The following is a 20,321-nucleotide window of genomic DNA, read 5'->3' on the forward strand; positions in this document are numbered from 1 at the left end:
TGGTCATAAAGAGGAGCTTCACCTAAACATAGCCCTTATCTCCACCTTTGTAGCTTTAACTGGTATAGCGTTGGCCTACATGGTTTTTGTCAGGAAAAGCCCAGACCCTGAAAAACTCTACCAAGCCCTTAAGCCCTTACACACTACATTAAAAGAACAGTTCTTCACAGAAAAACTCTACCACAAAGTGCTGGCCGCAGGTTATATGATGTACTCCAAACTCCTTTACCAAGTAGGTGACAAACTTTTTATAGATGGAGTCGTAAACGGTCTTTACCATATTGTCTCAAACCTTGGGCATACCTTTAAGCTAGTCCAATCTGGAAAGATAAACACTTACATGCTCTTTATGGCTGTTGGTTTGGCACTACTGTTACTTCTAATAATCTTTGGAGGGTAAAGGATGGAGCTTAGCTTGGCTATATTTCTACCACTCCTGGCGGGGATAGTAGTACTCCTAGTTAGGAATGAAACTTTTTCTAAGTGGCTTGCTACAGGAGTTTCAGCTCTCGTCTTTTTGATTACCCTAGACCTGTTTTTAAAGTTTGACTGGAACAAGGAAGGTTTCCAGCATGTCTTTAGACTGAACTGGATACCATCCTTAGGTATTTCCTACCATGTGGGACTTGATGGTATGGGTATGGCGCTGTTGGTCTTGACTGCCCTCATGTTTTTGGTGGCCTTTATATGGTCTATAAGGATAGAAGACAGACCAAACCTGTACATAGCTCTGTTTTTGATACTTGAAACAGCATGCTTGGGTGTGTTCTCAGCCCTTGACCTTTTCCTGTTTTACCTCTTCTGGGAGGCTATGCTCATACCCATGTACTTCATCATAGGTCTGTGGGGACACGACAATAAAGTCTACGCAGCAAACAAGTTCTTCATTTATACCTTCTTTGGTAGCATATTCCTGCTTTTGGGCATAGCCACTTTGGTGGTTTATGGCTACATCACCTCTGGTCAGGTAAGCTTTGACTACTTCTTCCATAAGAACCTTATGCGTCCCTTCTGGCTCGAAGTGGTACTCTTCTTGCTTTTTGGTATAGGCTTTGCGGTTAAGGTACCCATGTGGCCCTTCCATACGTGGCTCCCAGACGCACACGTGGAAGCACCCACAGCCGGTTCTGTGATCCTGGCAGCAGTCCTCCTTAAGATGGGTACATATGGCTTTGTAAGGTACTCCTTACCCATGTTTCCAGAGGCAAGCAAGTACTTTATACCCCTTGTATTCTTACTCAGTGTGATAGCCATCATATACGCCGCCATGATGGCCATAGCCCAAACACACATAAAGAAGCTGATAGCCTACTCCTCCATAAGTCACATGGGTATGGTTACCCTGGGCACCTTTGCCATGGACCACAACGCTCTCAATGGTGCCGTATATATGATGGTTGCCCACGGTCTTTCTTCTGCAGCCCTGTTTATGTCAGCCGGCTTTATATACGACCGTATACATTCCTACCATATGGATGACCTTGGTGGTTTAGCTAGATACCTTCCAAACCTTGCCATCTTTTTCATGATATCAGGTCTTGCTGGCATAGGCTTCCCTGGTCTTTCTGGCTTTGTGGCAGAGTTCCTAATCCTCCTTGGAACCTTTAAAAGCTTCCCCGTATGGGCTTTTGTGGCTGGTTCTGGTGTAGTCCTAAGCGCTGCTTACTTTCTGTACATGTACAAAAGGGTTATGCTTGAAGAAGAAACCATATCCGATTACAGAAGAGAAAAGTGGAGCCACCTTAAAGACCTGGAAGTACACCATATGCTCTCTTTCCTTCTTGTAATAGCTGCAGCTTTCTTACTGGGCGTATATCCCTTCCCCTTTGTAAAGCTTATGGAGCACACTACAAAGATGGTACTTGGAGGTTAAAGTATGGCTTTCCTTCCAGAAACTGTACTGCTTGTAGGTGCTCTTCTTCTCTTCCTTTTGGAACTCTTCCTGGAAAGGAAAAGAGTCCTTTACGTTCTGGGTGGCATAGTGGCCTTAATGGCGGCTGTGTCTCTGTACTTTGCTCCTCATCCTGCTGATACCTTTTACGGCCTTTTTACCACATATCCGACTGCGAAGCTTTTTATATACATCTTGACAGCTTTAGCACTGTTCTCTATGTATGCCTACTACGAGGAGAAAGGATCCCTTTATGGAGAGGTTTCTTACCTGACCCTTATGGCTTCCCTGGGTCTTTCCATACTAGTTTCGTCCAACAATCTGGGTCTAACCTTTCTATCTTTGGAGCTTTCTTCCATAACCCTGTATATACTTACGGGGACCTTCAGGGGAGATTATCCTTCTAAAGAGGGTGCTTACAAATACTTAGTGATGGGTGCTACCGGTACGTCTCTCTTTGCTCTTGGTAGCGCCTTCTACTACGGTGCAACAGGTAGCCTTTATCTTACAAATTACACACAGGAGAACAGTTTTTTCACGTTGGCTACCTTTTTGCTTCTATCGGCGCTAGCTCTTAAGATATCCGCCGTTCCCTTCCACTTTTGGACTCCGGACGCTTATGAATCGGCTCCCACTCCAGTAACGGGTTTTATGGCAACAGTTCCTAAGCTTGCCGTCTACTTCTTCTTGGTAAAGCTCCTCTCCTACACATCCCACGTAAAGATATGGATGTCAGTGGTGGTCATCCTTTCCATGCTTTCCATGCTTTACGCAAACTTTACAGCTTATGCGCAGAATTCTGTAAAGAGACTTCTGGCTTATTCCTCTATAGCCCATGCAGGATACTTTTTAACCGGCCTTACAGTAAAAGATCCTATGCTGCAGAAAGCCCTGCTTTTCTACGTAATAGTTTACAGCTTTGCCACCTTGGGAGCCTTCACCGTTTTAGCTACCTTAGAAAAGCAGGAGAATTTCTCCCATCACTTTTTGGATTACGTGGGCCTTGGTAGGAAAAGACCTATCCTGGCAGCATTACTTACCCTTTTCTTGATGGCACTTATAGGCATACCCCCCATGGCTCTTTTCGTAGGAAAGCTTTCACTGTTTATGGGTCTTGCAAACGTAAACCTTATGTGGCTTGCCTTGATCTTCGCTGTGGCCAGCGTGATATCTGCAGGGTACTACCTGAAGGTGGTCGTTTACATGTACATGAAAGAAGAAGGTCAAAAGATGCACAGCTTTAGACTTTCAGCTGGCGAATCCTTTGTCCTTACTGTCTGCGGTCTGTTGGTGCTTCTCCTGGGTATACTACCACACTTAGTATATGAATTACTATGAGAACAGTAGACGTCAGCAATAAGCCCCCTACTCTAAGGATAGCCAGGGCTTACGGAAGGATAAGGTTAAAAACCCAGACTGTACAGAAGATAATCCAAGGTCAAGTACCCAAAGGGGATGTGCTTTCAGCAAGCAAGCTGGCTGGTATAATGGCGTCAAAGCATACCCACCAGCTTTTACCCTTTTGCCATCCACTTAGCATAGACCACGTGGAGGTAGATCTAAAGATTAACGAAGACTCTATAGAAGTCTTTTCCTTCGTAAAAGGTGTTGCCAGGACTGGTTACGAGATGGAAGCTCTTACAGCTGTTAGCGTATCTCTACTCTGCATATACGACATGTGTAAGGGCCTAGACGACAGCATGGTGATAGAGGAGATAAAGCTGCTGGAGAAAAAGGGTGGTAAAAGCGACTGGAGGATGGAGAGCCTTAACATGTTTCTAGATGAAGAGCTTTCGGAGTTCTCGGGCATAGTAGAAAGCAAGGGTCATAAACTTTCCGGCGAGGAAAAGGCTAATGTGGTGATCACCACAAAGTATGTGGACCTTGATGAGAGGATTCTTCCAGCCGAGACGGCTGTTAACCTAAGCCTCTTTTCCATAAACCCATCCACAAAAGGTGTAATAATCGGAAGGAAGAAGGGAAAGCTCTACATAGTACTTGATAAGTCTGCCTTTCTAGCCTTCTTCGAAAACTTTTCTCAACTGTTACCCTCATGGATACAAGACTAGAAGCAACTCTCAGGGCTTTAAAGGCTATTGGCTTTGATGTTATCTTTTTGGAAAGCTCTCAGGTATACAGACAGCCTAGGCAGGAACAGCACAGACAGACAGAAAATCTAGAAAAGCCTCAGACGGACTCAAAGAAAAAGCTCCTTGAAGAACTCTACAGAAGGATAGAGACAGAGGGAAAGTGCCCTAAGTTTGAAGGTTCAAGCGGCTATGTTTTCGGGGAAGGTAATCCAGACTCACCGGTTGTGTTCGTAGGAGAAGCTCCAGGAGAAGAAGAGGACAAGCTAAAAAGACCCTTTGTAGGAAAGGCAGGACAGTATCTAAACCGAAAGCTTCAAGAAGTAGGTCTAAAGAGGGAGGACGTTTACATCACCAACGTGGTAAAATCCAGACCCCCTAACAACAGAAAACCCACTAAAGAAGAAATAGCTAGCTGTGTAGGCTACCTTAAGAAGGAGATTGAGATTATCAATCCAAAACTTATAGTATGCTTAGGGTCAACTGCCTTGGAAGGAATTATGGGCAAAAGCTATCCCATAACCAAGTACAGGGGACAGGTCTTCCAGTACCCTTTCAATCCTAAGATAAAGGTCCTGCTCACTTACCATCCCGCTTACATACTAAGAAATCCACACGCCGAGAAGGAGTTTGTAGAAGACCTTAAGAAGATAAAGGAACTTTTAGGATGAAGCTTTACGTATCTGGTGGTGGTACAGGTGGCCATTTCTTCCCAGCCCTGGCACTTATGGAAGAAGCCATAAAGAAAAAACATAACGTTTTTTACGTAGGAGCAAAAAGAGGAATAGAGAATAAGATGCAACACCTTATAAACTGCCAGAGGCTGTTTTTGGATGTGTATCCTTTTGTTGGTTTGAACCCTCTACAAAAGATCAAGTCCCTGTTTTACCTATCGAAGGCACTTATGGACACCTTCAAGTTTGTTAAAGGTCCAGCAAAGGCTCTGGTCTTCGGTGGCTATGCAAGCCTACCCCTAGGGCTTACCAGCATTCTAAAGAAAATGCCCCTCTTTTTACATGAACAAAACTCTGTACCCAGCAAGACAAACCAACTTTTAAGCAGGTTTGCCAAAAAGATCTTTATAACCTTTGAACACAGCAGAAAATTCTTCCCTAAGGATAGAGTAGAAAGGACAGGACTACCTATAAGGGAAAGTCTCTTAAAGAGTTTGAATATGAGCAGAGATGAGGCTCTTAAAAAGCTTGGGCTTAATGAGGAATATCCTGTACTGCTGGTGATGGGAGGTAGTCAAGGCTCGTCCTTTCTGAACGAGGTGGCTGCAGAAGTTTTCCTAAAAACAGGGTGGCAGGGTATACACATAACAGGGTATAGAGACTACCAAAGGATCAAAGATCTTTACTCTGAAAAAAAGTTAAGGGTTTTGGTCTTTCCCTTCTATGAGGACATGGGACTTCTGTACAGAGCTTGTTCTGTAGCCTTATCTAGATCTGGTGCCGGCAGCGTGTGCGAGCTTTCCCTCTTTGGAGTACCTTCCCTCTTCATACCATACCCGCATGCTGCTATGGACCATCAGTATTATAATGCTAAGGAGTTGGAAGAGCTTGGAGGAGCTTTTGTGCTCCGAGAGGAAAAGGCTAAGCCTAAAGATGTGATCCAAATGCTTGAAAAGCTCTTGATAGACAGAGAGTCCTTTTCTGAAAGGATGAAGACCTTTTGCAAACCGGATGCCAGCATTAGGATATTAGATAGACTGGAGGAAAGCTAATGAAGGCTCTAATACTGGCAGCAGGTCTTGGGACAAGGTTCAAAAGCCAAAAACCTAAGGTGATGCATCCTATACTGGGTAAGCCCATGGTATGGTACGTAGTGAAAACCCTTAAGGATGCAGGCATAAGGGATATAGGTATGGTTGTAGGTTACTGTAAAGAACAGGTAATGGAATATTTCAAAGACGAAGGATTACGATTCTTTGAACAGAAGAATCCCAAAGGCGGAACAGCGGATGCAGTGCTCTCGGCCATAGACTTCTGGAGGGCAGACGATGGACAACTTCTTGTAATAAACGGTGACGCTCCTATGGTAAAAGCAGAGACCATAAGGCAGATGATCAGATTCATGCATATGGTTGAGGAGTACGAAGGTGTAAAGCTTGCCTGCACTCTACTGTCTGCCTTTTTACCCGACCCTACAGGGTATGGAAGGGTTGTAAAGGATCAAGAAGGTTACGTGATGAAGATAGTAGAGGAGAAAGATGCCACCTTTGAAGAGAAGAAGATAAACGAGATAAACGGAGGCGTTTACATCTTTGACTGTGCCAAGCTTCTTGAAACCATCTTCCAGGTAAAACATAGTCCAGTCAGTGGAGAGCTGTACCTCACACAGGTGATAGACCTTATGTATCAAAAGGGTTACAAGATTAGGAGCTTCATGGCAGAAGAACCTGTAGAAGCCATGGGGGTTAACGACAGGTGGGAGCTCGCGATAGCAGAAAACGTCCTAAGGCTCAGGATATTGCAACGTTTGGCAAAAGAAGGAAATACTATTCATCAACCTGAAACGGTCTACATAGAGCCGGATGTTATCCTTGAAGGTGATGTAGAAATAGAACCATCGGTGACCATAAAGGGTAGCTCTCGCATAGGCAAAGGCGCCAAGATAGGCAAAGGCGCATACATAGAAAGCTCCCAAATAGGAGAGGGAGCTGTAGTAGAACCCTACTCAGTAATAAAGAACTCTACGGTGGAGGGTTACGCTTCTATAGGCCCCTTTGCGTACTTGAGGGACGGGACTACCATAAAAAGTTCGGCACAGATAGGATGCTTTGTAGAGGTTAAGAGCTCTTATATAGGTGAGGGAGTAAAAGCTAAACATCTTGCGTACATAGGGGATGCCACAATAGAGGAAGGAGCTAACATAGGTGCTGGCGTTGTGTTTGCTAACTTTGACGGAAAGAAAAAGCACAAGAGCTTCGTAGGTAAGTATGCCTTTATAGGAAGTAACTCCTTGCTTATAGCTCCTATAAAGGTGGGTGACTACGCTTACATAGCAGGTGGGTCTGTTATAAACAAAGACGTGCCAGAAGGAGACCTTGCCATAGCTAGAGCAAGACAAAGACTTCTAAAAGGTAAGGGCTTTGAAAAGCTAAAAGACTGAGCTATAATATTTCTTTCATAGAGCCGGTAGCTCAGTCTGGTAGAGCAACGGACTTTTAATCCGTGGGTCGCGGGTTCGAATCCCGCCCGGCTCATAACAGACCACCAAAGACTGCCTGTCCTAAGGAAATGCCACCATCGTTAGGTGGGACCGTTTGGTGTTGCAGGATTTCAAAGCCTTTAAGTTTTTCCCTGATCTTATGCACCAAGGGGTCGTTTTGCATAACTCCTCCTGAGAGACATATGGTAGGGATGCCTACCTCTTTGGATACGTAAAGACAAACCTCCGCTAGTGTGTTGATAAACCTGCTTACCGCTACAGAGGGTTTCTTCTTATCCTTTAAAACACCCTCCACTATGCCTTCCCAGAGGACCTTCCCATCTATTACATCAAAAGGATAAGTCTCTTTTACCGTATAGTCATACATGCTTTCAAGCATCATAGCTGCTTGCCCTTCGTAAGATACCCTATGCACCAAACCGAGGATGGAAGCAATCCCGTCAAACAGCCTACCAACGGAAGAAGAGTAAGGAGAGTTATAGCCAGAGATGTAAAGTCTTTCCAACATGGCAAGTTCCTTATCTTCCAGGAAATCAAAGAACTTTAGAGCTTGCCTTCCATACATGCTGTACAACAACGAGAAAGCCACACGGTATGGTTCCTTTATAGCCCTCTCTCCACCTAAAAGCCTAAACTCCTTGAAAGAGTAAACTCTTTCAAAATCCGTATATCCTCCTACTAAAAACTCCCCACCCCAGAGGGTACCGTCCACTCCATAGCCGGTTCCATCCCACACGATGCCAAGAACCCTTTGACCTACACCCACACCCCTTTCCGCCATACATGACACCATGTGTGCATGGTGATGTTGTATCTGAAGCAATTCTTTACCATACTGTTTTGCCCACCAGGAATATTAACTAAAAGCTTAGAGTTCAGACATTTCGCGATGTGCCACATTAAGAAATTTTTCACAAGGATGTAACTGAATCTTTACCTCTCTCTCAGTTGAAGTACATTATAATTTGTTTATACAGTTATTATAATTTACTCAAGGAGGTTTAAAATGAGAAGATTCCTACCAAGTCTAATTCTGCTAGGTGTTGCTCTGGCCCAGCCCAAGATAGAGGTAAAAGATGCCTGGGTAAGAGAGGTTCCACCCAACTCTCGTTCTAGCGCAGCCTACATGGTGATTGAAAACCAAGGAAACGAACCTGATAAATTGATAGGTGCAAAGAGTGACATATCGAAGGTTGCAGAAATTCACGAGACTGTAGGGGGAAAGATGAGAAGGGTAAAGTACATAGAGATACCGGCTGGGAAGAAGGTAGAGTTAAAGCCTGGTGGATACCACATAATGCTAATAGATCTGAAAAAACCCACTAAGGAAGGTCAGCAAGTGGAACTGGTCCTACAGTTTGAAAAGTCAGGCCAGGTAAAGGTAAATGCACCCTTAAAGAAGGGTATAGGCAAGATGGAAGAACATCACCATCACTGACCTTTCAGAAGCCATCTTATAAGCAAAAGGGCCATGGCGAGGCTTATGCTTGCGTCCGCTACGTTAAAAGCGGGCCAGGCTAAGCCTTTATAGCTTACGTATATAAAATCTCTTACGTAACCTAAGAAGAGTCTATCGTAGAAGTTACCGATTGCCCCGCCTCCTATCATACCCATAACAATGGAGTTGAAGGGAGAGGGGTTTTTCAAAGCGTAGAAAAAGGTCAAAGTGGTGGCTATCAAGGGCGTTAGGATGAGTACGGGTAACCTTATGCTGTCTGGTGCTTCTGATAAGAATCCGAAGGCCACCCCTTTATTGTGAACGAGTACAAGATGCAGAAAGGGCAAAAGCGTAATATCACCATACTGTAAGAATGCCTCTGCTAGATTCTTTGTAAATAGGTCAATCAAGACCACTAGGGAGACGATCAACCAGTAAAGGAAAGCACTCTTTCTAAGCAAAGCTTCCATTCTTCCTCCAGATGTCTTACATCTTCCTCCAGTACCTTTTCGTCCACGTTCTTTATCACAAGCTTTGGTTCTTCGGTTACTTTACCTAGGTACATCCAATCCAAACCAGACTGCTCCACCATATCCTTAAGAAGGTCTGCCCTGTCGCTATCCGTGCTTACCACCACCAGAGTGGGGTTCTCCGAGAAGAAGAAGAAGTCCAACCGTTCCTCTGTGTAGAGCTTTATCTCTGCTCCGAAAGGTGTTCCAAAGAGGCACTCAAGCAAGGTAAACATAAGGCCACCTAAGGAGACGTCATGGGCTGAGAATACTATCCCCTCGTTTATGAGTCTGTAAAGGAGTTCATGTAGTTTCCTTTCCTTCTCCAAGTCTACCCTGGGCACTTTGCCGGCCACCTGAGAGTGTACAACCTTTAGGTACTCGCTTCCAGCTACAGAGAATTCCCTCCTTATGTCTCCGATGAGAAAGATAAGGTGCCCTTCCTCTTTAAACTTGTGGTCCACGTACTTGCCGTCTATCCTTCCTACAGCCATTAATATGGGTGTTGGGTACACGTTCCTTGCTTCGTTCTCTTCTACAGTCTCGTTATAGAGGGATACGTTACCGCTTACAACGGGTACACCAAAGAACTTGCAGGCTTCTGCCATACCATTAACAGCCATCTCCAACTGCCACATTATCTGAGGTCTTTCTGGATTCCCAAAGTTGAGGCAATCAGTTATGGCTAAGGGTTTAGCTCCTACGCACGCTAGGTTCCTAAAGGCTTCTGCCACTGAGTACTTGGCACCCTCATAAGGATCCAGGTATAGCATTCTTCCATTGCCTTCTGAGGTTATAGCCAAGAGCTTGTCACTTTTTACCTCAGGCTTTACCACCCACTTTATCCTGAGGATTGAAGCATCTCCACCGGGCTTTAGAACCGTGTTTGTACCCACCTGGTAGTCATACTGGGTGTATATCCACTCCTTGGAGCATAGGTTCGGACTACTTAGGAGCTTATATAGGGCTTCTCTTAAGTCTACGGCTGGAAGCTTTGATTGGTCAAAGGTCCAAACCTTTTCAAGGTATTCAGGTTGCTGTCTTGGTCTGTTGTACCTTGGAGCTTTTTCCACTATAAGGCTGACAGGCAGCTCGGCAACTAGCTGTTCTCCATAGTAAGCTCTAAAGATACCATCTTCTGTGAGCTCTCCCACCTGTGCAGCCTCCAGATGGTACTCTTTGGAAAGGTTTAGCACATCCTCTACCTTCTCCTTTTCAACCACTAAAAGCATCCTTTCCTGGCTTTCGGAAAGGACTATCTCAAAGGGAGTCATACCCTCTTCACGTAGGGGTACCTTATCCAAGAAGAGTACCACTCCCATCTGGGATTTACTGGCAAGTTCGGAAGCAGCACCGGCAAGGCCTGCAGCTCCAAGGTCTTGGAGCCCTACCAGCAGGTCCCTCTCCACTAGCTCGAGAATGGCCTCCACAAGTTTCTTTCCAAAGTATGGATCTCCAATCTGGATGTTAACCCTTTTGGACTCTGCATCATCACTAAACTCACCAGAGGCCATTACAGCCCCATGTATGCCATCCCTACCTGTAGCCGAACCTATTAGGATAAGCCTTTGACCAGTCTTTGTTCCTCTTGCCCTAAGCATCCTTCCTGCGGGCATTATGCCCAAACAGAAGACGTTAACCAAAGGGTTAGTCTTGTAGCACTCCTCGAAGTATGTTTCTCCGCCCACCGTGGGGACTCCTATGGAGTTTCCGTAGCTGCTTATTCCCTTTACCACTCCCCTCACTATGTGCTTTGTCCTAGAGTCTAAAGGATAACCAAACCTGAGAGAGTCCATGAGGGCTATAGGTCTTGCACCCATCGAGAGTATGTCCCTTATGATGCCACCCACACCAGTAGCTGCACCGTGGAAGGGTTCTATGAAGGAAGGGTGGTTATGACTTTCCACCTTGAAAGCTATCCAAACATCCTCATCAAAAGCTACGACTCCGGCATTTTCACCAGGGCCCTGAACCACCCAAGGGGCTTTGGTAGGAAAGACCTTAAGGAGGTTCCTAGAGGACTTATAGGAACAGTGCTCCGACCAAAGAGCCCCTATTATTCCAAGCTCTACGTGGTTTGGCTCCCTTCCTAACTCTTCTAAAACTCTCCTGTATTCTTCCTCTGTAAGACCGTATAAAGCATAGTCCTGCATGATGTGTAGACTATTATAATGTTCTCCATGCTTTCTAAGAGGGTTTCACATATAAAACCTGCTCCAACTTTGGCTTTGAGTGCCAAGATAAACCAGCTTAAGGCTAAAGGGGAAGATATCGTAGGTTTTGGTGCTGGAGAGCCAGACTTTGATACCCCAGAGTTCATAAAAGAGGCATGCATAAAAGCCCTAAAGGAAGGTAAAACCAAGTACACACCCTCTGCAGGTATACTACCCCTAAGGGAGGCTCTCTCTGAAAAGCTCCTAAAGGAAAACAAGATTCACTACAACCCTTCTGAAATAGTGGTTACCGCTGGCGCTAAAATGGCGCTGTTTTTAACCTTCATGGCATTGCTCGAAGAGGGTGATGAGGTTCTCTTACCAGCCCCTTACTGGGTCACCTACCCAGAACAGATTCTACTATTCGGTGCAAAGCCTGTAATAGTCAACCTAGACGAAAAGGAAGGCTTTGTGCTTACGGTTGAAAAGCTAAAGAAATACATAACACCAAAGACGAAAGTTCTAGTCCTTAACTCCCCTTCCAACCCTACTGGTGCCGTAGTGCCAAAGGAAGAGTTGCAGAAAATAGCCGAACTTTGCGTAGAAAAGAATATATTCATAATATCCGACGAGTGTTACGAAGCCTTTGTGTACGATGGAGAGGAGTTTTTAAGCCCTGCAAGCCTCTCACAGGAGGTAAGAAGTATAACTTTTACTGTAAACGCTTTTTCCAAGAGTTTTTCCATGACAGGTTGGAGAGTAGGATACGTGGCTTGCCCAGAGAGATACGCCAAGGTCATAGCAGATCTAAACAGCCAGAGTGTGTCCAATGCTACAAGCTTTGCCCAATGGGGAGCCCTCGAGGCTCTTAGGAACCCAGAAGGCAAAGCCTTCGTTGAAAGGATGAGGTCCACCTTTGAAAGGAGGAGAAATTTAGCCTATGAGCTTTTAAGGGAAATTCCCCACGTAAGTGTGGTAAAGCCAAAGGGAGCCTTTTACATATTCCCCAACCTCTCCTACTACTCAACAAAGCTTGGAAACGATCTTAAGTTAGCCGAGTATCTTTTGGAGGTAGGTAAGGTAGCCGGCGTCCCAGGTTCAGCCTTCGGGGCTGAGGGTTATCTAAGGCTTTCTTACTGCCTTTCCGAAGAAGATATAGCAGAAGGAATAAGAAGGATAAAGTTTGCTCTTGAGAAGCTTCTTTGAAGACCATGAAGATATTGATGATAGATAACTACGACTCCTTTACCTACAACTTGGTGCAGTACTTCTACATGCTTGGTGCCCAAGTCCTGGTAAAGAGGAACGACGAGATAGAAGTTCAGGATGTAAAGAGTTTTGGTGTGGATGCCATAGTCATTTCTCCAGGCCCATGCACACCAAAGGAAGCTGGCGTGTCTGTAGAAGTGATAAAAAGGTATTACACCGAGTATCCTATACTAGGCGTATGCCTGGGACATCAGGCCATAGGTTATGCCTTTGGAGCCAGGATAGTGAGGGCTAAAAGGCTAATGCATGGAAAAACATCTCTCATATACCATACAGGAGAAGGTATATTCAAAGGTATCAAAAACCCCTTCACTGCGGTTAGGTATCATTCGCTCGTGATAGATAGGGAAAGCCTACCCGCGGAGCTTAAGATAACTGCAGAGTCAGAAGACGGAGAGATTATGGGTATAGCCCACGTGGAGTATCCTGTGTTTGGGGTCCAGTTCCACCCCGAGTCTGTACTATCAGAGGTAGGTCTGGATATACTTAGGAACTTCCTTCAGATAGTCCAAGAGAGTCGTCTATCCACCTAAGGTAGTCCTCGTTGCCAGCTACTATAGGAAGTGCTATTATCTCAGGTACCGTGTAGGGATGTACCTTTTTGACTTCTTCCACTAGCTTTGGAAATACCTGCATGGAAGTTTTAACCACCAGAAGGCTTTCCCTGTCGTCCTCTACCTTACCCTTCCACCAGTAAAGGGATCTTACCTCAGGGACTATGTTTACACAGGCACCAAGTCGGTTGTCCACTATGTGTCTGGTTACATCCAAGGCCTTATCCTGAGGTACAGTTATCAGAACTACCAAATACCCCTTCATACTAACAACAATTATACTTGATCAAAACTTCTTATTATCTTATGCTTTGATAGGACTTCTCCTTCCCTTACTACTCTCACAGTGTTCATACCTGCCAACCTTGCCGCATCCAACTCCTCTTCAGAATCAGAGAAAAAGTAAACCTCTTCAGGTCCAACACCTATAGTTTGAGAAATCCTCCTGTAAGACTCTGGATCCTTCTTACTACCCACGGACGTATCAAAGTGACCAGAAAAGAACTGCAAAAGATCTCCATAGTTGGTGTGTGAGAAGAAAAGCTTTTGAGCCTTTACAGAACCAGAAGAATAAATGTAGAGTTTTTTACCCTCTTTGTACCACTCTAGCACCTTCCTATAAGCATCCTCGTATATAGGTGCAACCAACTCTCCCTTTAGAAAGCCCTCTTCCCAGATAAGACCCTGCAGGTCCTTAAGAGGCTTCTCCTTAAGGTCCTTATCTATCCATTCTTTTAGAAGTTTTACCCCTTCTTCGAAGTCTAGACTTCTTCCTACCCTTGCTTCTAACTCCTTCCAGATCTGCCTTACATCTTCATCGTTCCAATGCTCTTTAAGGAATCCCTCTAACCTTTCCCTTGAGTAGGGAAACATAACATCCTTCACGTAGGATATGGGGGCCACCGTACCTTCTATGTCCAGCAGGATGATCCTCATATCTCTCCATATTGATTATAAACGCCTATTGTATAATTCTTAACGGACATGGCAGAGGAAGTTGAGAAGAAAGAAGAGCAAAAAGGGGGAAGTAAGAAGAGGCTTATTTTCTTGCTTGTACCCCTAACCCTTGCCATAATTGCTGGTGGCGGTGCTTACCTGTGGTTCTCTACGTATCAGAAGAAGGAAAAGAGCGAACAGACACTTCCCAATCAGGTGGGAGTGATGTTTGACCTAGGTTCTTTCGTGGTAAACCTGGCAGATAAAAACGCCGATGTTTACGCAAAGGTGTCCATAACCCTCGAATTGTCTGACGAAAAGACGAGGCTTGAAGTTGAAAAGAGACTCCCTATAATCAAGGACGCGGTGATAGATGTCCTTAGTAGCAAAACATCAACCTTTGTGAAAAGCCCTGAGGGTAGAGAGAGCCTAAGACTCGAACTCATAAGGCGCATAAACACTATCTTAGTGGAAGGTGGCGTCAGGAATGTCTACTTTACCGAGTTCGTGGTACAAGGAATATGAGCAACTTTTTTATAGAGCTTGTAAGAGTCTTACTAGCTTTGGGTATAGTCATCGTCCTTATACTCCTCATCTCTGCATTCCTGCCAAAGCTATTGGAGAAGTTCAGAATACGATACGTAGACAATGAAGATTTCAGGATAAAGAAGCTTCTACCACTTTCTAAGGGTATTAACCTTCTTGTGTTGGAGATAAAGGGAAAGCTACATGTGATGATAGTAACCGAGAGGTACACCTTCTTGGTCTACAAAGATGATGTTGATTCTTCTACTTAGTTTTACAAACTTAGCGTTGGCTCAGAACATCCTTCCGAACATAGACCTAAAGGTGGGTACAGGCCAATTGGACACTTCCATAAAGCTGCTGATATTGCTGACTGTACTCTCCTTGGCTCCTTCTATACTCATAATGACTACCTCTTTCATAAGAATAGTCATAGTGCTTTCACTCTTAAGGCAGGCCCTAGGTGTTCCAACGGTACCCCCAAACCAGGTGATAGTTTCGCTGGCTTTATTCCTTACCTTCTTTGTGATGAAGCCAACCTTTGAGAGGATAAACCAAGAAGCCCTTCAGCCGTACGTAAAAAAGCAGATAACAGACGAGGTTTTCCTGGAAAGGACTTCCAACATCCTTAAAGAGTTCATGCTCAAACACACCAAAAAGGAAAGCCTCAAAGTCTTCTTGGATGTATCTAACATCCCTAAAGAAGAAAAGGAGAAGATAAGGAGCGCTCAGGATGTACCCTTTTGGGTGGTGGTTCCTGCTTTCATGATAAGCGAGATTTCTGTAGCCTTCCAGATAGTCTTCCTGCTCTTCTTGCCCTTTCTGATAATAGACCTAGTTGTGGCATCTATACTTATATCCATGGGTGTGATAATGATACCGCCCCAGATAATCTCGCTACCCTTTAAACTGATGCTCTTTGTGCTTATAAACGGTTGGGAACTTGTAGTGCTGTCCTTGGTGAGGAGTTATCAATGACGCCCGATATGGTTATGTCCTTTGGTTACAAGACCTTGGAGATAGCTTTACTCTTGGCCGGTCCTGTTTTGGTGGTAACCTTCCTTGTTGGGCTCGTGATAAGCATACTCCAGTCTGCTACACAGATACAAGAAATGACCCTTACGTACATACCGAAGATAATAGCCGTTTACGTGACTCTTCTTATCCTGGGCGGATGGATGCTTTCTAAGCTTATGGACTTTGCCAAAGAGCTCATAGTTAACATACCAGCACTCTTAAGATGATCTTGGACCTAAATACTCTCTTAACTCTCTTTTTGGTTTACCTAAGAGTGTTCGCCTTCTTAATATTTGTCCCAGTGTTTGGTACAGGTTTCCTCCCTAACACAGTAAAAGCCTTTCTTGGTAGCGCTATAGGGCTGTCCCTTTTTTTCTATCAACGAGTGGAACCCATAAAGTTTGACACTACTGTTGAGTTCTTTATCTACTGCTTTAATGAGTTCTTGCTTGGTTTTGTGGCTGGTCTCCTGCTGAGGTTTGTCTTGGATGCCGTGTTCATGGCTGGCGAGCTTATGAGTGTAAACATGGGTCTGGGTTTAGCTACCCTCTTCCTACCACAACAGCCACAAACCACCATCCTTGGGCTTTACTTTAGTCTCATGGCTACAATCATCTTCATAAACATAGGAGGTCTTCACATAGTCTACCTTGCACTCCTAAAGAGCCTCCAATCTGTACCACCAGGTAGTTTTAAACTTTACTCTTTAGACGGACATGCTATCCTTAAGCTCTTTTACGCCAGTTTTTCCCTTGCTCTAAAGGTAGCTATTCCTTTGGTCCTCAGCATGCTCATCTTTAATATTACGCTGGCCGTGATCAACAGGCTTATACCCCAGATGAACGTCTTCATCGTTGGTCTGCCTTTCCAACTCTTTTTAGGCTTCTTGGTACTTCTTATAGCTTTACCTGTGATAGTTATGGTCATTACCTCACACATGAAGGAGTATATAATTAACTTCACGAGGTTTCTGGGGGGGTAATCGGTGGCGGAGGAAAACAGAACAGAAAGAGCAACACCCTACCGGCGTAAAAAACTAAGAGAAGAGGGAAACGTAGCAAAAAGTCCAGAGATAGCACCATCCGTACTACTGCTTATAGGTTCTATAGTTACCTTCTTTTTAGGAGCTGCTTACTTAGGCACCATAGGGGATATGTTTAAACTCCTACTTTTAAGTACACATGTTAACGTGTTAGAGGCTTTAGTTTATAGTTTTCAACATGTGTTTAAACTCTTACTACCCTTTTTTGTTATACCACTGGTAGTAGTAATTCTTTCACATGTAGCGCAGTTCGGTTTTATTTTTACCCTCAAGCCCTTAAGCTTTAAGTGGGAAAGGCTTAACCCACTTCAAGGTATAAAAAGGATATTTTCGCTAAACCTACTGTTTGAAATGGTAAAAAACACTCTAAAAGCAACTCTTTTCTTGCTTGTGGTTTATATGATAGTAAAAGGAGAGATTTATACCCTTCTCTTAGGTTCTGTCCAAGATCTAGGTACTTCACTTAGAGCTTTTATTCTTCTTGTATTTAAGGTTGTGGTGGTGCTTGGTGTTCTGGCAGTCTTTTTAGCGCTTCTAGATTACGGTTACAGAAGGTGGGACTATGAGAGAAGGATAAGGATGAGCAAGCAAGAGATAAAGGAGGAGATAAAACAACACGAAGGAGACCCCCTTATAAAGTCCGCCATAAGGAAGAGAATGCGCCAACTTGCTAGAGGTAGGATGTTTAAGGAAGTTCCTAAGGCGAGTGTTGTGATAACAAACCCCACGCATATAGCTATAGCATTGAGGTACATCCAAGGCAAAGATAGAGCTCCAGTAGTAGTAGCAAAGGGTAAAGGTTCTGTAGCTGAAAAAATAGTACAGATCGCCTCTGAAAGTCAGGTCCCTGTAGTAAGAAAGGAGGAATTAGCTAGAGCCATGTACCCTGCGGTAGAAGTAGGGGAAGAAATCCCTCCAAAGTTTTATAGAGCTGTGGCGGAGATAATAGCCTTTATAATGTACAAAAGGAAAAGGTGGGTCGCATGAGTGAGATGGGGAAACTTCTCATACTGTTTGGGTCTCTCCTAATACTGGTCGGCCTACTTTTGACCCTCTCAGAGAAAATTCCCTTCATAGGTAAACTTCCAGGGGATATAGTCATAAAAAAGGACGGCCTTACCGTTTACATACCTATAGCCACCTCCATACTACTGAGTCTATTGCTTACACTCCTACTCAACCTTCTGTTTAGAAGACCCTAAGTTATAATTTTTTAGGATCATGAAAGCTAGACTTTGGACACTAATCGGTCTCGTTGTAATCCTCGCCATTGGTCTTCTCCTACTTATAGTCTGGAACGACAGAAGAAAACAACTGCAAGCAGAAGCATCCTATAAAGAGTACGCTCTGTACAACGCACTTCAAAAGCAGGACTACCAAAAGGCCAAAGAGCTAATAAAGCAACTTGAAGGCACACCCTTTGAACCCTTAGCCCTTTCTTATTACGTAACCTACAAGGAGTTAGGCGGAGACAAGATAAAAGTTTTGGAACAGGTAGAGAAGGATGTAAAGGATCCTCAAATAAAGAAGTTATACACGGAAAGGCTTGCTTTTGAACTATATGTGTCAGGCAAAAAGGATCAGGCTTTAAAGGTCCTTGAAGGCGTACAAAAGGATGACTTTAACTACCCTTCGGCCCTTCTGTTAAAGGCTCAGATACTTAACGACCCTAAGCTTTACCTTGAGGTAAAGAATCTAGCAAAGGATGGATACCTTTCAAACCTTGCCCAGGCTTTACTCCTAACGGGAAGGTAGCATGAAGGACCTTCTTGTAGAGATAGGAACTGAAGAACTTCCTGCAGGCGTAATAAACCCGCTGCTTGAATACTTAAAAGAAAGCTTTATAAGAATCCTTGGTTGTGAAAACATAAAGGTCTATGGTACTCCAAGAAGGCTAGCGCTTTATGTAGAAAACCTTCCTAATGAAAGATCTATGGAAGAACAGCTGATCGTAGGGCCACCGAAGAAGGTAGCTTACGATGAGGAAGGCAAACCCACAAAGGCTCTGCTTGCCTTTTTAGAAAGAAACCAAGCTAACATTGAGAACCTGATAGAGGTAAGAAAAGGCGATAACCTATACGTGGGTATAAAAAAGGTTGTAGAGGGTAAGACGCCTATGGAGAGACTACAGGAAGAGTTTGAAAGCGTGTTGCTCTCTGCTCCACTGCCAAAATCCATGAGATGGGATTCCACAAACCTCAGGTTTTCAAGACCTATAAGATGGATATGCGCCCTCTACGGAGAGGAGATCGTAGATATTAAGTTTGGAAAGGTAAAGTCCGACAGGAAGACAAAAGGTCATAGATTCTTGTCCCCAGGCTGGATAGAGTTAAAGGAGGCAAGGGAGTATGAACAGAGCCTAAAAGAAAACTATGTCATCCCTTCATACAAAGAGCGCTTAGAGATTATTCTATCCGAGCTTATGTACGAAGCCTATTCCCTTGGGGCAGACTTGGAAAAGCCAGAAGGTCTATTAGAAGAGGTGACCAACCTGGTAGAGTACCCGGTGGTCCTGAGTGGAGAGTTTGATGAAAAGTATCTCGAGCTTCCTGACAAAGTGATAGTAACTGTCCTTGCACACCATCAAAGATTTTTCTGTCTGAAAAAAGATGGAAAACTTCTAAACCGCTTCTTAGCGGTAAGCGGGAATATACCCAAAGATGAAAGTCTAGTAGTAAAAGGTTACCAGAAGGTGGTAAAGGCAAGACTTGAGGATGCCCTTTTCTTCTACAAGGAGGACCTTAAAGTCCCTCTGAGTGATCTCGTGCCCAAGCTCTCGGGTGTGATATTCCATCCTAAGGCAGGTACTATGCTAGAAAAAACTCACAGGCTTATGGAAATATCCAAGAAGCTCTGCGAACAGCTAAAGTTGGATCAGGAAACCACACAGAAGTGCCTTAGGGCTGCCTACCTATCCAAAGCTGACCTTCTTACCAATATGGTCAGGGAGCTCGATGAACTTCAAGGTTACATGGGCATGGTATACGCTCAAAAGCAAGGAGAGGATCCAGAAGTAGCCATTGCCCTCTACGAACAGTATCTGCCTAAAGCTGAGGAGCTTCCTAGATCTAAAGTTGGTTTGGTGTTATCCTTAGCAGATAAGATAGACCATGTGGTAAGCCTCCTAAAGGTTGGAGAAAAGCCAAGCGGAAGTTCGGACCCATACGGAATAAGAAGAGCGATAAACGGGATCTTCCTCTTGGTGGAGGAGTTTGAGCTTGACATAGATCTTTCTGAGTTTTCTCTACCCGAAGACTTTGTAAGATCTAGGTTTGAGAATTACCTTGAAAAGTACGGTTATGATGTAGCTAGAGCTGTCTTAGAAGTGTGTAATCTACTAAAACCACTTAGTTGTATAAAGAATGCCCAAGAGATAGCACGGCTTAAAGAAGAATCTATATTCAAAGATATAGTATCAGCTTATAGAAGAGTAGTGCGCATACTCCCAAAGGACTGGATGGGGGATACGGTGAGGGAAGAACTCTTAACACAGCAAGAAGAAAAAGAGCTGTGGGAAACTGTAAAGTCTCTGGAAGAAGACTGTCACGAAATACTACAGCTCAGCAGGCTAAAGGAGCCTATAGACAGGTTCTTTGACAGGGTCCTTGTCATGGATCCCAACCAAGATATAAGAGAAAACAGGCTTGCGCTTCTCTTTAGAGCTAAGAAGCTTTTTAACAGGTTTGCCGACTTTTCTCAGTTAGTATACAAGGAGGAGGTATAGGA

The 20,321-nt window shown here is 44.2% G+C and carries 24 protein-coding genes, 1 tRNA gene and 1 pseudogene; 20 read left to right on the forward strand and 6 right to left on the reverse strand.

Annotated elements, in window-relative coordinates; all coding sequences use genetic code 11:
* Positions 1-79 precede the first annotated feature (79 nt).
* The 8 genes from B5444_RS00005 (at position 80) to B5444_RS00040 (ending at position 7,186) form a co-directional block, all read left to right on the forward strand.
* On the forward strand, positions 80-400 hold the full coding sequence (locus B5444_RS00005) for a hypothetical protein (RefSeq protein WP_231967186.1): 321 nt from the start codon (positions 80-82) through the stop codon (positions 398-400).
* Between the two features lie 3 nt (positions 401-403).
* Complete coding sequence (locus B5444_RS00010) at positions 404-1,873, forward strand: complex I subunit 4 family protein (protein WP_079653221.1); 1,470 nt, start codon at positions 404-406, stop codon at positions 1,871-1,873.
* A gap of 3 nt (positions 1,874-1,876) precedes the next feature.
* The gene (locus tag B5444_RS00015; protein WP_079653222.1) at positions 1,877-3,229 is read left to right on the forward strand and encodes an NADH-quinone oxidoreductase subunit N; all 1,353 of its coding nucleotides are present in this window, start codon (positions 1,877-1,879) and stop codon (positions 3,227-3,229) included.
* Complete coding sequence (gene moaC / locus B5444_RS00020) at positions 3,226-3,960, forward strand: cyclic pyranopterin monophosphate synthase MoaC (RefSeq protein WP_079653223.1); 735 nt, start codon at positions 3,226-3,228, stop codon at positions 3,958-3,960. Before B5444_RS00015 ends, moaC begins: the two co-directional genes overlap by 4 nt.
* Positions 3,945-4,649: a uracil-DNA glycosylase gene (locus tag B5444_RS00025; RefSeq protein WP_079653224.1), complete on the forward strand. Its 705-nt coding sequence runs from the start codon at positions 3,945-3,947 to the stop codon at positions 4,647-4,649. Before moaC ends, B5444_RS00025 begins: the two co-directional genes overlap by 16 nt.
* The gene (gene murG / locus B5444_RS00030) at positions 4,646-5,704 is read left to right on the forward strand and encodes an undecaprenyldiphospho-muramoylpentapeptide beta-N-acetylglucosaminyltransferase (RefSeq protein ID WP_079653225.1); all 1,059 of its coding nucleotides are present in this window, start codon (positions 4,646-4,648) and stop codon (positions 5,702-5,704) included. The genes B5444_RS00025 and murG overlap by 4 nt, the downstream gene beginning before the upstream one ends.
* Positions 5,704-7,092, forward strand: a complete 1,389-nt coding sequence (gene glmU, locus B5444_RS00035; protein WP_079653226.1) for a bifunctional UDP-N-acetylglucosamine diphosphorylase/glucosamine-1-phosphate N-acetyltransferase GlmU — start codon at positions 5,704-5,706, stop codon at positions 7,090-7,092. Before murG ends, glmU begins: the two co-directional genes overlap by 1 nt.
* A gap of 20 nt (positions 7,093-7,112) precedes the next feature.
* A tRNA-Lys gene (locus B5444_RS00040) sits at positions 7,113-7,186 on the forward strand.
* Here the strand turns inward: B5444_RS00040 and B5444_RS00045 are convergent.
* Positions 7,184-7,933 (reverse strand): Kae1-like domain-containing protein, encoded by a 750-nt coding sequence (locus B5444_RS00045; protein WP_079653227.1) that lies wholly within the window; start codon positions 7,931-7,933, stop codon positions 7,184-7,186. The genes B5444_RS00040 and B5444_RS00045 overlap by 3 nt on opposite strands.
* Positions 7,934-7,990: pseudogene (locus tag B5444_RS07835) on the reverse strand (hypothetical protein); the annotation flags it as partial.
* 168 nt (positions 7,991-8,158) lie between these two features.
* On the opposite strand from B5444_RS07835, the gene B5444_RS00050 reads away from it, so the two are divergent.
* Entirely contained in the window at positions 8,159-8,590 is a 432-nt protein-coding gene (locus B5444_RS00050) for a copper chaperone PCu(A)C (RefSeq protein WP_079653228.1), read from the forward strand.
* Here B5444_RS00050 and lspA read toward each other — a convergent pair.
* Positions 8,584-9,060: a signal peptidase II gene (gene lspA / locus B5444_RS00055; RefSeq protein ID WP_079653229.1), complete on the reverse strand. Its 477-nt coding sequence runs from the start codon at positions 9,058-9,060 to the stop codon at positions 8,584-8,586. The genes B5444_RS00050 and lspA overlap by 7 nt on opposite strands.
* Positions 9,018-11,252, reverse strand: a complete 2,235-nt coding sequence (gene purL, locus B5444_RS00060; protein WP_154021698.1) for a phosphoribosylformylglycinamidine synthase subunit PurL — start codon at positions 11,250-11,252, stop codon at positions 9,018-9,020. The genes lspA and purL overlap by 43 nt, the downstream gene beginning before the upstream one ends.
* A 27-nt stretch (positions 11,253-11,279) precedes the next feature.
* On the opposite strand from purL, the gene B5444_RS00065 reads away from it, so the two are divergent.
* Entirely contained in the window at positions 11,280-12,458 is a 1,179-nt protein-coding gene (locus B5444_RS00065) for a pyridoxal phosphate-dependent aminotransferase (RefSeq protein WP_079654613.1), read from the forward strand.
* Positions 12,459-12,463: 5 nt separating this feature from the next.
* Positions 12,464-13,054, forward strand: coding sequence for an anthranilate synthase component II (locus tag B5444_RS00070; RefSeq protein WP_079653231.1), 591 nt, complete (start codon positions 12,464-12,466; stop codon positions 13,052-13,054).
* Here B5444_RS00070 and cutA read toward each other — a convergent pair.
* On the reverse strand, positions 13,008-13,340 hold the full coding sequence (gene cutA / locus B5444_RS00075) for a divalent-cation tolerance protein CutA (RefSeq protein WP_079653232.1): 333 nt from the start codon (positions 13,338-13,340) through the stop codon (positions 13,008-13,010). The genes B5444_RS00070 and cutA overlap by 47 nt on opposite strands.
* A gap of 11 nt (positions 13,341-13,351) precedes the next feature.
* Entirely contained in the window at positions 13,352-14,011 is a 660-nt protein-coding gene (mtnC, locus tag B5444_RS00080) for an acireductone synthase (protein WP_079653233.1), read from the reverse strand.
* Between the two features lie 48 nt (positions 14,012-14,059).
* Here mtnC and B5444_RS00085 point away from each other — a divergent pair, with 48 nt between their 5' ends.
* Genes B5444_RS00085 through glyS form a run of 9 tightly spaced genes read left to right on the forward strand, consistent with a single transcriptional unit; the run spans position 14,060 to position 20,319 of the window.
* Positions 14,060-14,536, forward strand: coding sequence for a flagellar basal body-associated FliL family protein (locus B5444_RS00085; protein ID WP_079653234.1), 477 nt, complete (start codon positions 14,060-14,062; stop codon positions 14,534-14,536).
* The gene (locus B5444_RS00090; RefSeq protein ID WP_079653235.1) at positions 14,533-14,808 is read left to right on the forward strand and encodes a hypothetical protein; all 276 of its coding nucleotides are present in this window, start codon (positions 14,533-14,535) and stop codon (positions 14,806-14,808) included. Before B5444_RS00085 ends, B5444_RS00090 begins: the two co-directional genes overlap by 4 nt.
* On the forward strand, positions 14,786-15,514 hold the full coding sequence (fliP, locus tag B5444_RS00095) for a flagellar type III secretion system pore protein FliP (protein WP_079653236.1): 729 nt from the start codon (positions 14,786-14,788) through the stop codon (positions 15,512-15,514). The genes B5444_RS00090 and fliP overlap by 23 nt, the downstream gene beginning before the upstream one ends.
* Entirely contained in the window at positions 15,511-15,780 is a 270-nt protein-coding gene (gene fliQ / locus B5444_RS00100; protein WP_079653237.1) for a flagellar biosynthesis protein FliQ, read from the forward strand. Before fliP ends, fliQ begins: the two co-directional genes overlap by 4 nt.
* Positions 15,777-16,535 (forward strand): flagellar biosynthetic protein FliR, encoded by a 759-nt coding sequence (gene fliR / locus B5444_RS00105; RefSeq protein WP_079653238.1) that lies wholly within the window; start codon positions 15,777-15,779, stop codon positions 16,533-16,535. The genes fliQ and fliR overlap by 4 nt, the downstream gene beginning before the upstream one ends.
* A gap of 3 nt (positions 16,536-16,538) precedes the next feature.
* A complete protein-coding gene (gene flhB / locus B5444_RS00110) occupies positions 16,539-17,582 on the forward strand; it encodes a flagellar biosynthesis protein FlhB (RefSeq protein ID WP_079653239.1) in 1,044 nt (347 codons plus the stop codon).
* Positions 17,579-17,797, forward strand: coding sequence for a DUF2905 domain-containing protein (locus B5444_RS00115; RefSeq protein WP_079653240.1), 219 nt, complete (start codon positions 17,579-17,581; stop codon positions 17,795-17,797). The genes flhB and B5444_RS00115 overlap by 4 nt, the downstream gene beginning before the upstream one ends.
* Positions 17,798-17,816: 19 nt before the next feature.
* Positions 17,817-18,350, forward strand: coding sequence for a tetratricopeptide repeat protein (locus tag B5444_RS00120; protein ID WP_079653241.1), 534 nt, complete (start codon positions 17,817-17,819; stop codon positions 18,348-18,350).
* Between the two features lies 1 nt (position 18,351).
* Positions 18,352-20,319 (forward strand): glycine--tRNA ligase subunit beta, encoded by a 1,968-nt coding sequence (gene glyS / locus B5444_RS00125; RefSeq protein ID WP_079653242.1) that lies wholly within the window; start codon positions 18,352-18,354, stop codon positions 20,317-20,319.
* Positions 20,320-20,321: the final 2 nt, after the last annotated feature.

Origin of the sequence: Thermocrinis minervae (assembly GCF_900142435.1) — a bacterium.
GTDB lineage: Bacteria > Aquificota > Aquificia > Aquificales > Aquificaceae > Thermocrinis_A > Thermocrinis_A minervae.

Coding starts and splice junctions, on each gene's coding strand:
- B5444_RS00005 (WP_231967186.1), top strand. CDS start 80: ATGGTTTTTGTCAGGAAAAGCCCAGACCCTGAAAAACTCTACCAAGCC.
- B5444_RS00010 (WP_079653221.1), top strand. CDS start 404: ATGGAGCTTAGCTTGGCTATATTTCTACCACTCCTGGCGGGGATAGTA.
- B5444_RS00015 (WP_079653222.1), top strand. CDS start 1,877: ATGGCTTTCCTTCCAGAAACTGTACTGCTTGTAGGTGCTCTTCTTCTC.
- moaC (WP_079653223.1), top strand. CDS start 3,226: ATGAGAACAGTAGACGTCAGCAATAAGCCCCCTACTCTAAGGATAGCC.
- B5444_RS00025 (WP_079653224.1), top strand. CDS start 3,945: ATGGATACAAGACTAGAAGCAACTCTCAGGGCTTTAAAGGCTATTGGC.
- murG (WP_079653225.1), top strand. CDS start 4,646: ATGAAGCTTTACGTATCTGGTGGTGGTACAGGTGGCCATTTCTTCCCA.
- glmU (WP_079653226.1), top strand. CDS start 5,704: ATGAAGGCTCTAATACTGGCAGCAGGTCTTGGGACAAGGTTCAAAAGC.
- B5444_RS00045 (WP_079653227.1), bottom strand. CDS start 7,933: ATGGCGGAAAGGGGTGTGGGTGTAGGTCAAAGGGTTCTTGGCATCGTG.
- B5444_RS00050 (WP_079653228.1), top strand. CDS start 8,159: ATGAGAAGATTCCTACCAAGTCTAATTCTGCTAGGTGTTGCTCTGGCC.
- lspA (WP_079653229.1), bottom strand. CDS start 9,060: ATGGAAGCTTTGCTTAGAAAGAGTGCTTTCCTTTACTGGTTGATCGTC.
- purL (WP_154021698.1), bottom strand. CDS start 11,252: ATGCAGGACTATGCTTTATACGGTCTTACAGAGGAAGAATACAGGAGA.
- B5444_RS00065 (WP_079654613.1), top strand. CDS start 11,280: ATGCTTTCTAAGAGGGTTTCACATATAAAACCTGCTCCAACTTTGGCT.
- B5444_RS00070 (WP_079653231.1), top strand. CDS start 12,464: ATGAAGATATTGATGATAGATAACTACGACTCCTTTACCTACAACTTG.
- cutA (WP_079653232.1), bottom strand. CDS start 13,340: ATGAAGGGGTATTTGGTAGTTCTGATAACTGTACCTCAGGATAAGGCC.
- mtnC (WP_079653233.1), bottom strand. CDS start 14,011: ATGAGGATCATCCTGCTGGACATAGAAGGTACGGTGGCCCCCATATCC.
- B5444_RS00085 (WP_079653234.1), top strand. CDS start 14,060: ATGGCAGAGGAAGTTGAGAAGAAAGAAGAGCAAAAAGGGGGAAGTAAG.
- B5444_RS00090 (WP_079653235.1), top strand. CDS start 14,533: ATGAGCAACTTTTTTATAGAGCTTGTAAGAGTCTTACTAGCTTTGGGT.
- fliP (WP_079653236.1), top strand. CDS start 14,786: ATGATGTTGATTCTTCTACTTAGTTTTACAAACTTAGCGTTGGCTCAG.
- fliQ (WP_079653237.1), top strand. CDS start 15,511: ATGACGCCCGATATGGTTATGTCCTTTGGTTACAAGACCTTGGAGATA.
- fliR (WP_079653238.1), top strand. CDS start 15,777: ATGATCTTGGACCTAAATACTCTCTTAACTCTCTTTTTGGTTTACCTA.
- B5444_RS00115 (WP_079653240.1), top strand. CDS start 17,579: ATGAGTGAGATGGGGAAACTTCTCATACTGTTTGGGTCTCTCCTAATA.
- B5444_RS00120 (WP_079653241.1), top strand. CDS start 17,817: ATGAAAGCTAGACTTTGGACACTAATCGGTCTCGTTGTAATCCTCGCC.
- glyS (WP_079653242.1), top strand. CDS start 18,352: ATGAAGGACCTTCTTGTAGAGATAGGAACTGAAGAACTTCCTGCAGGC.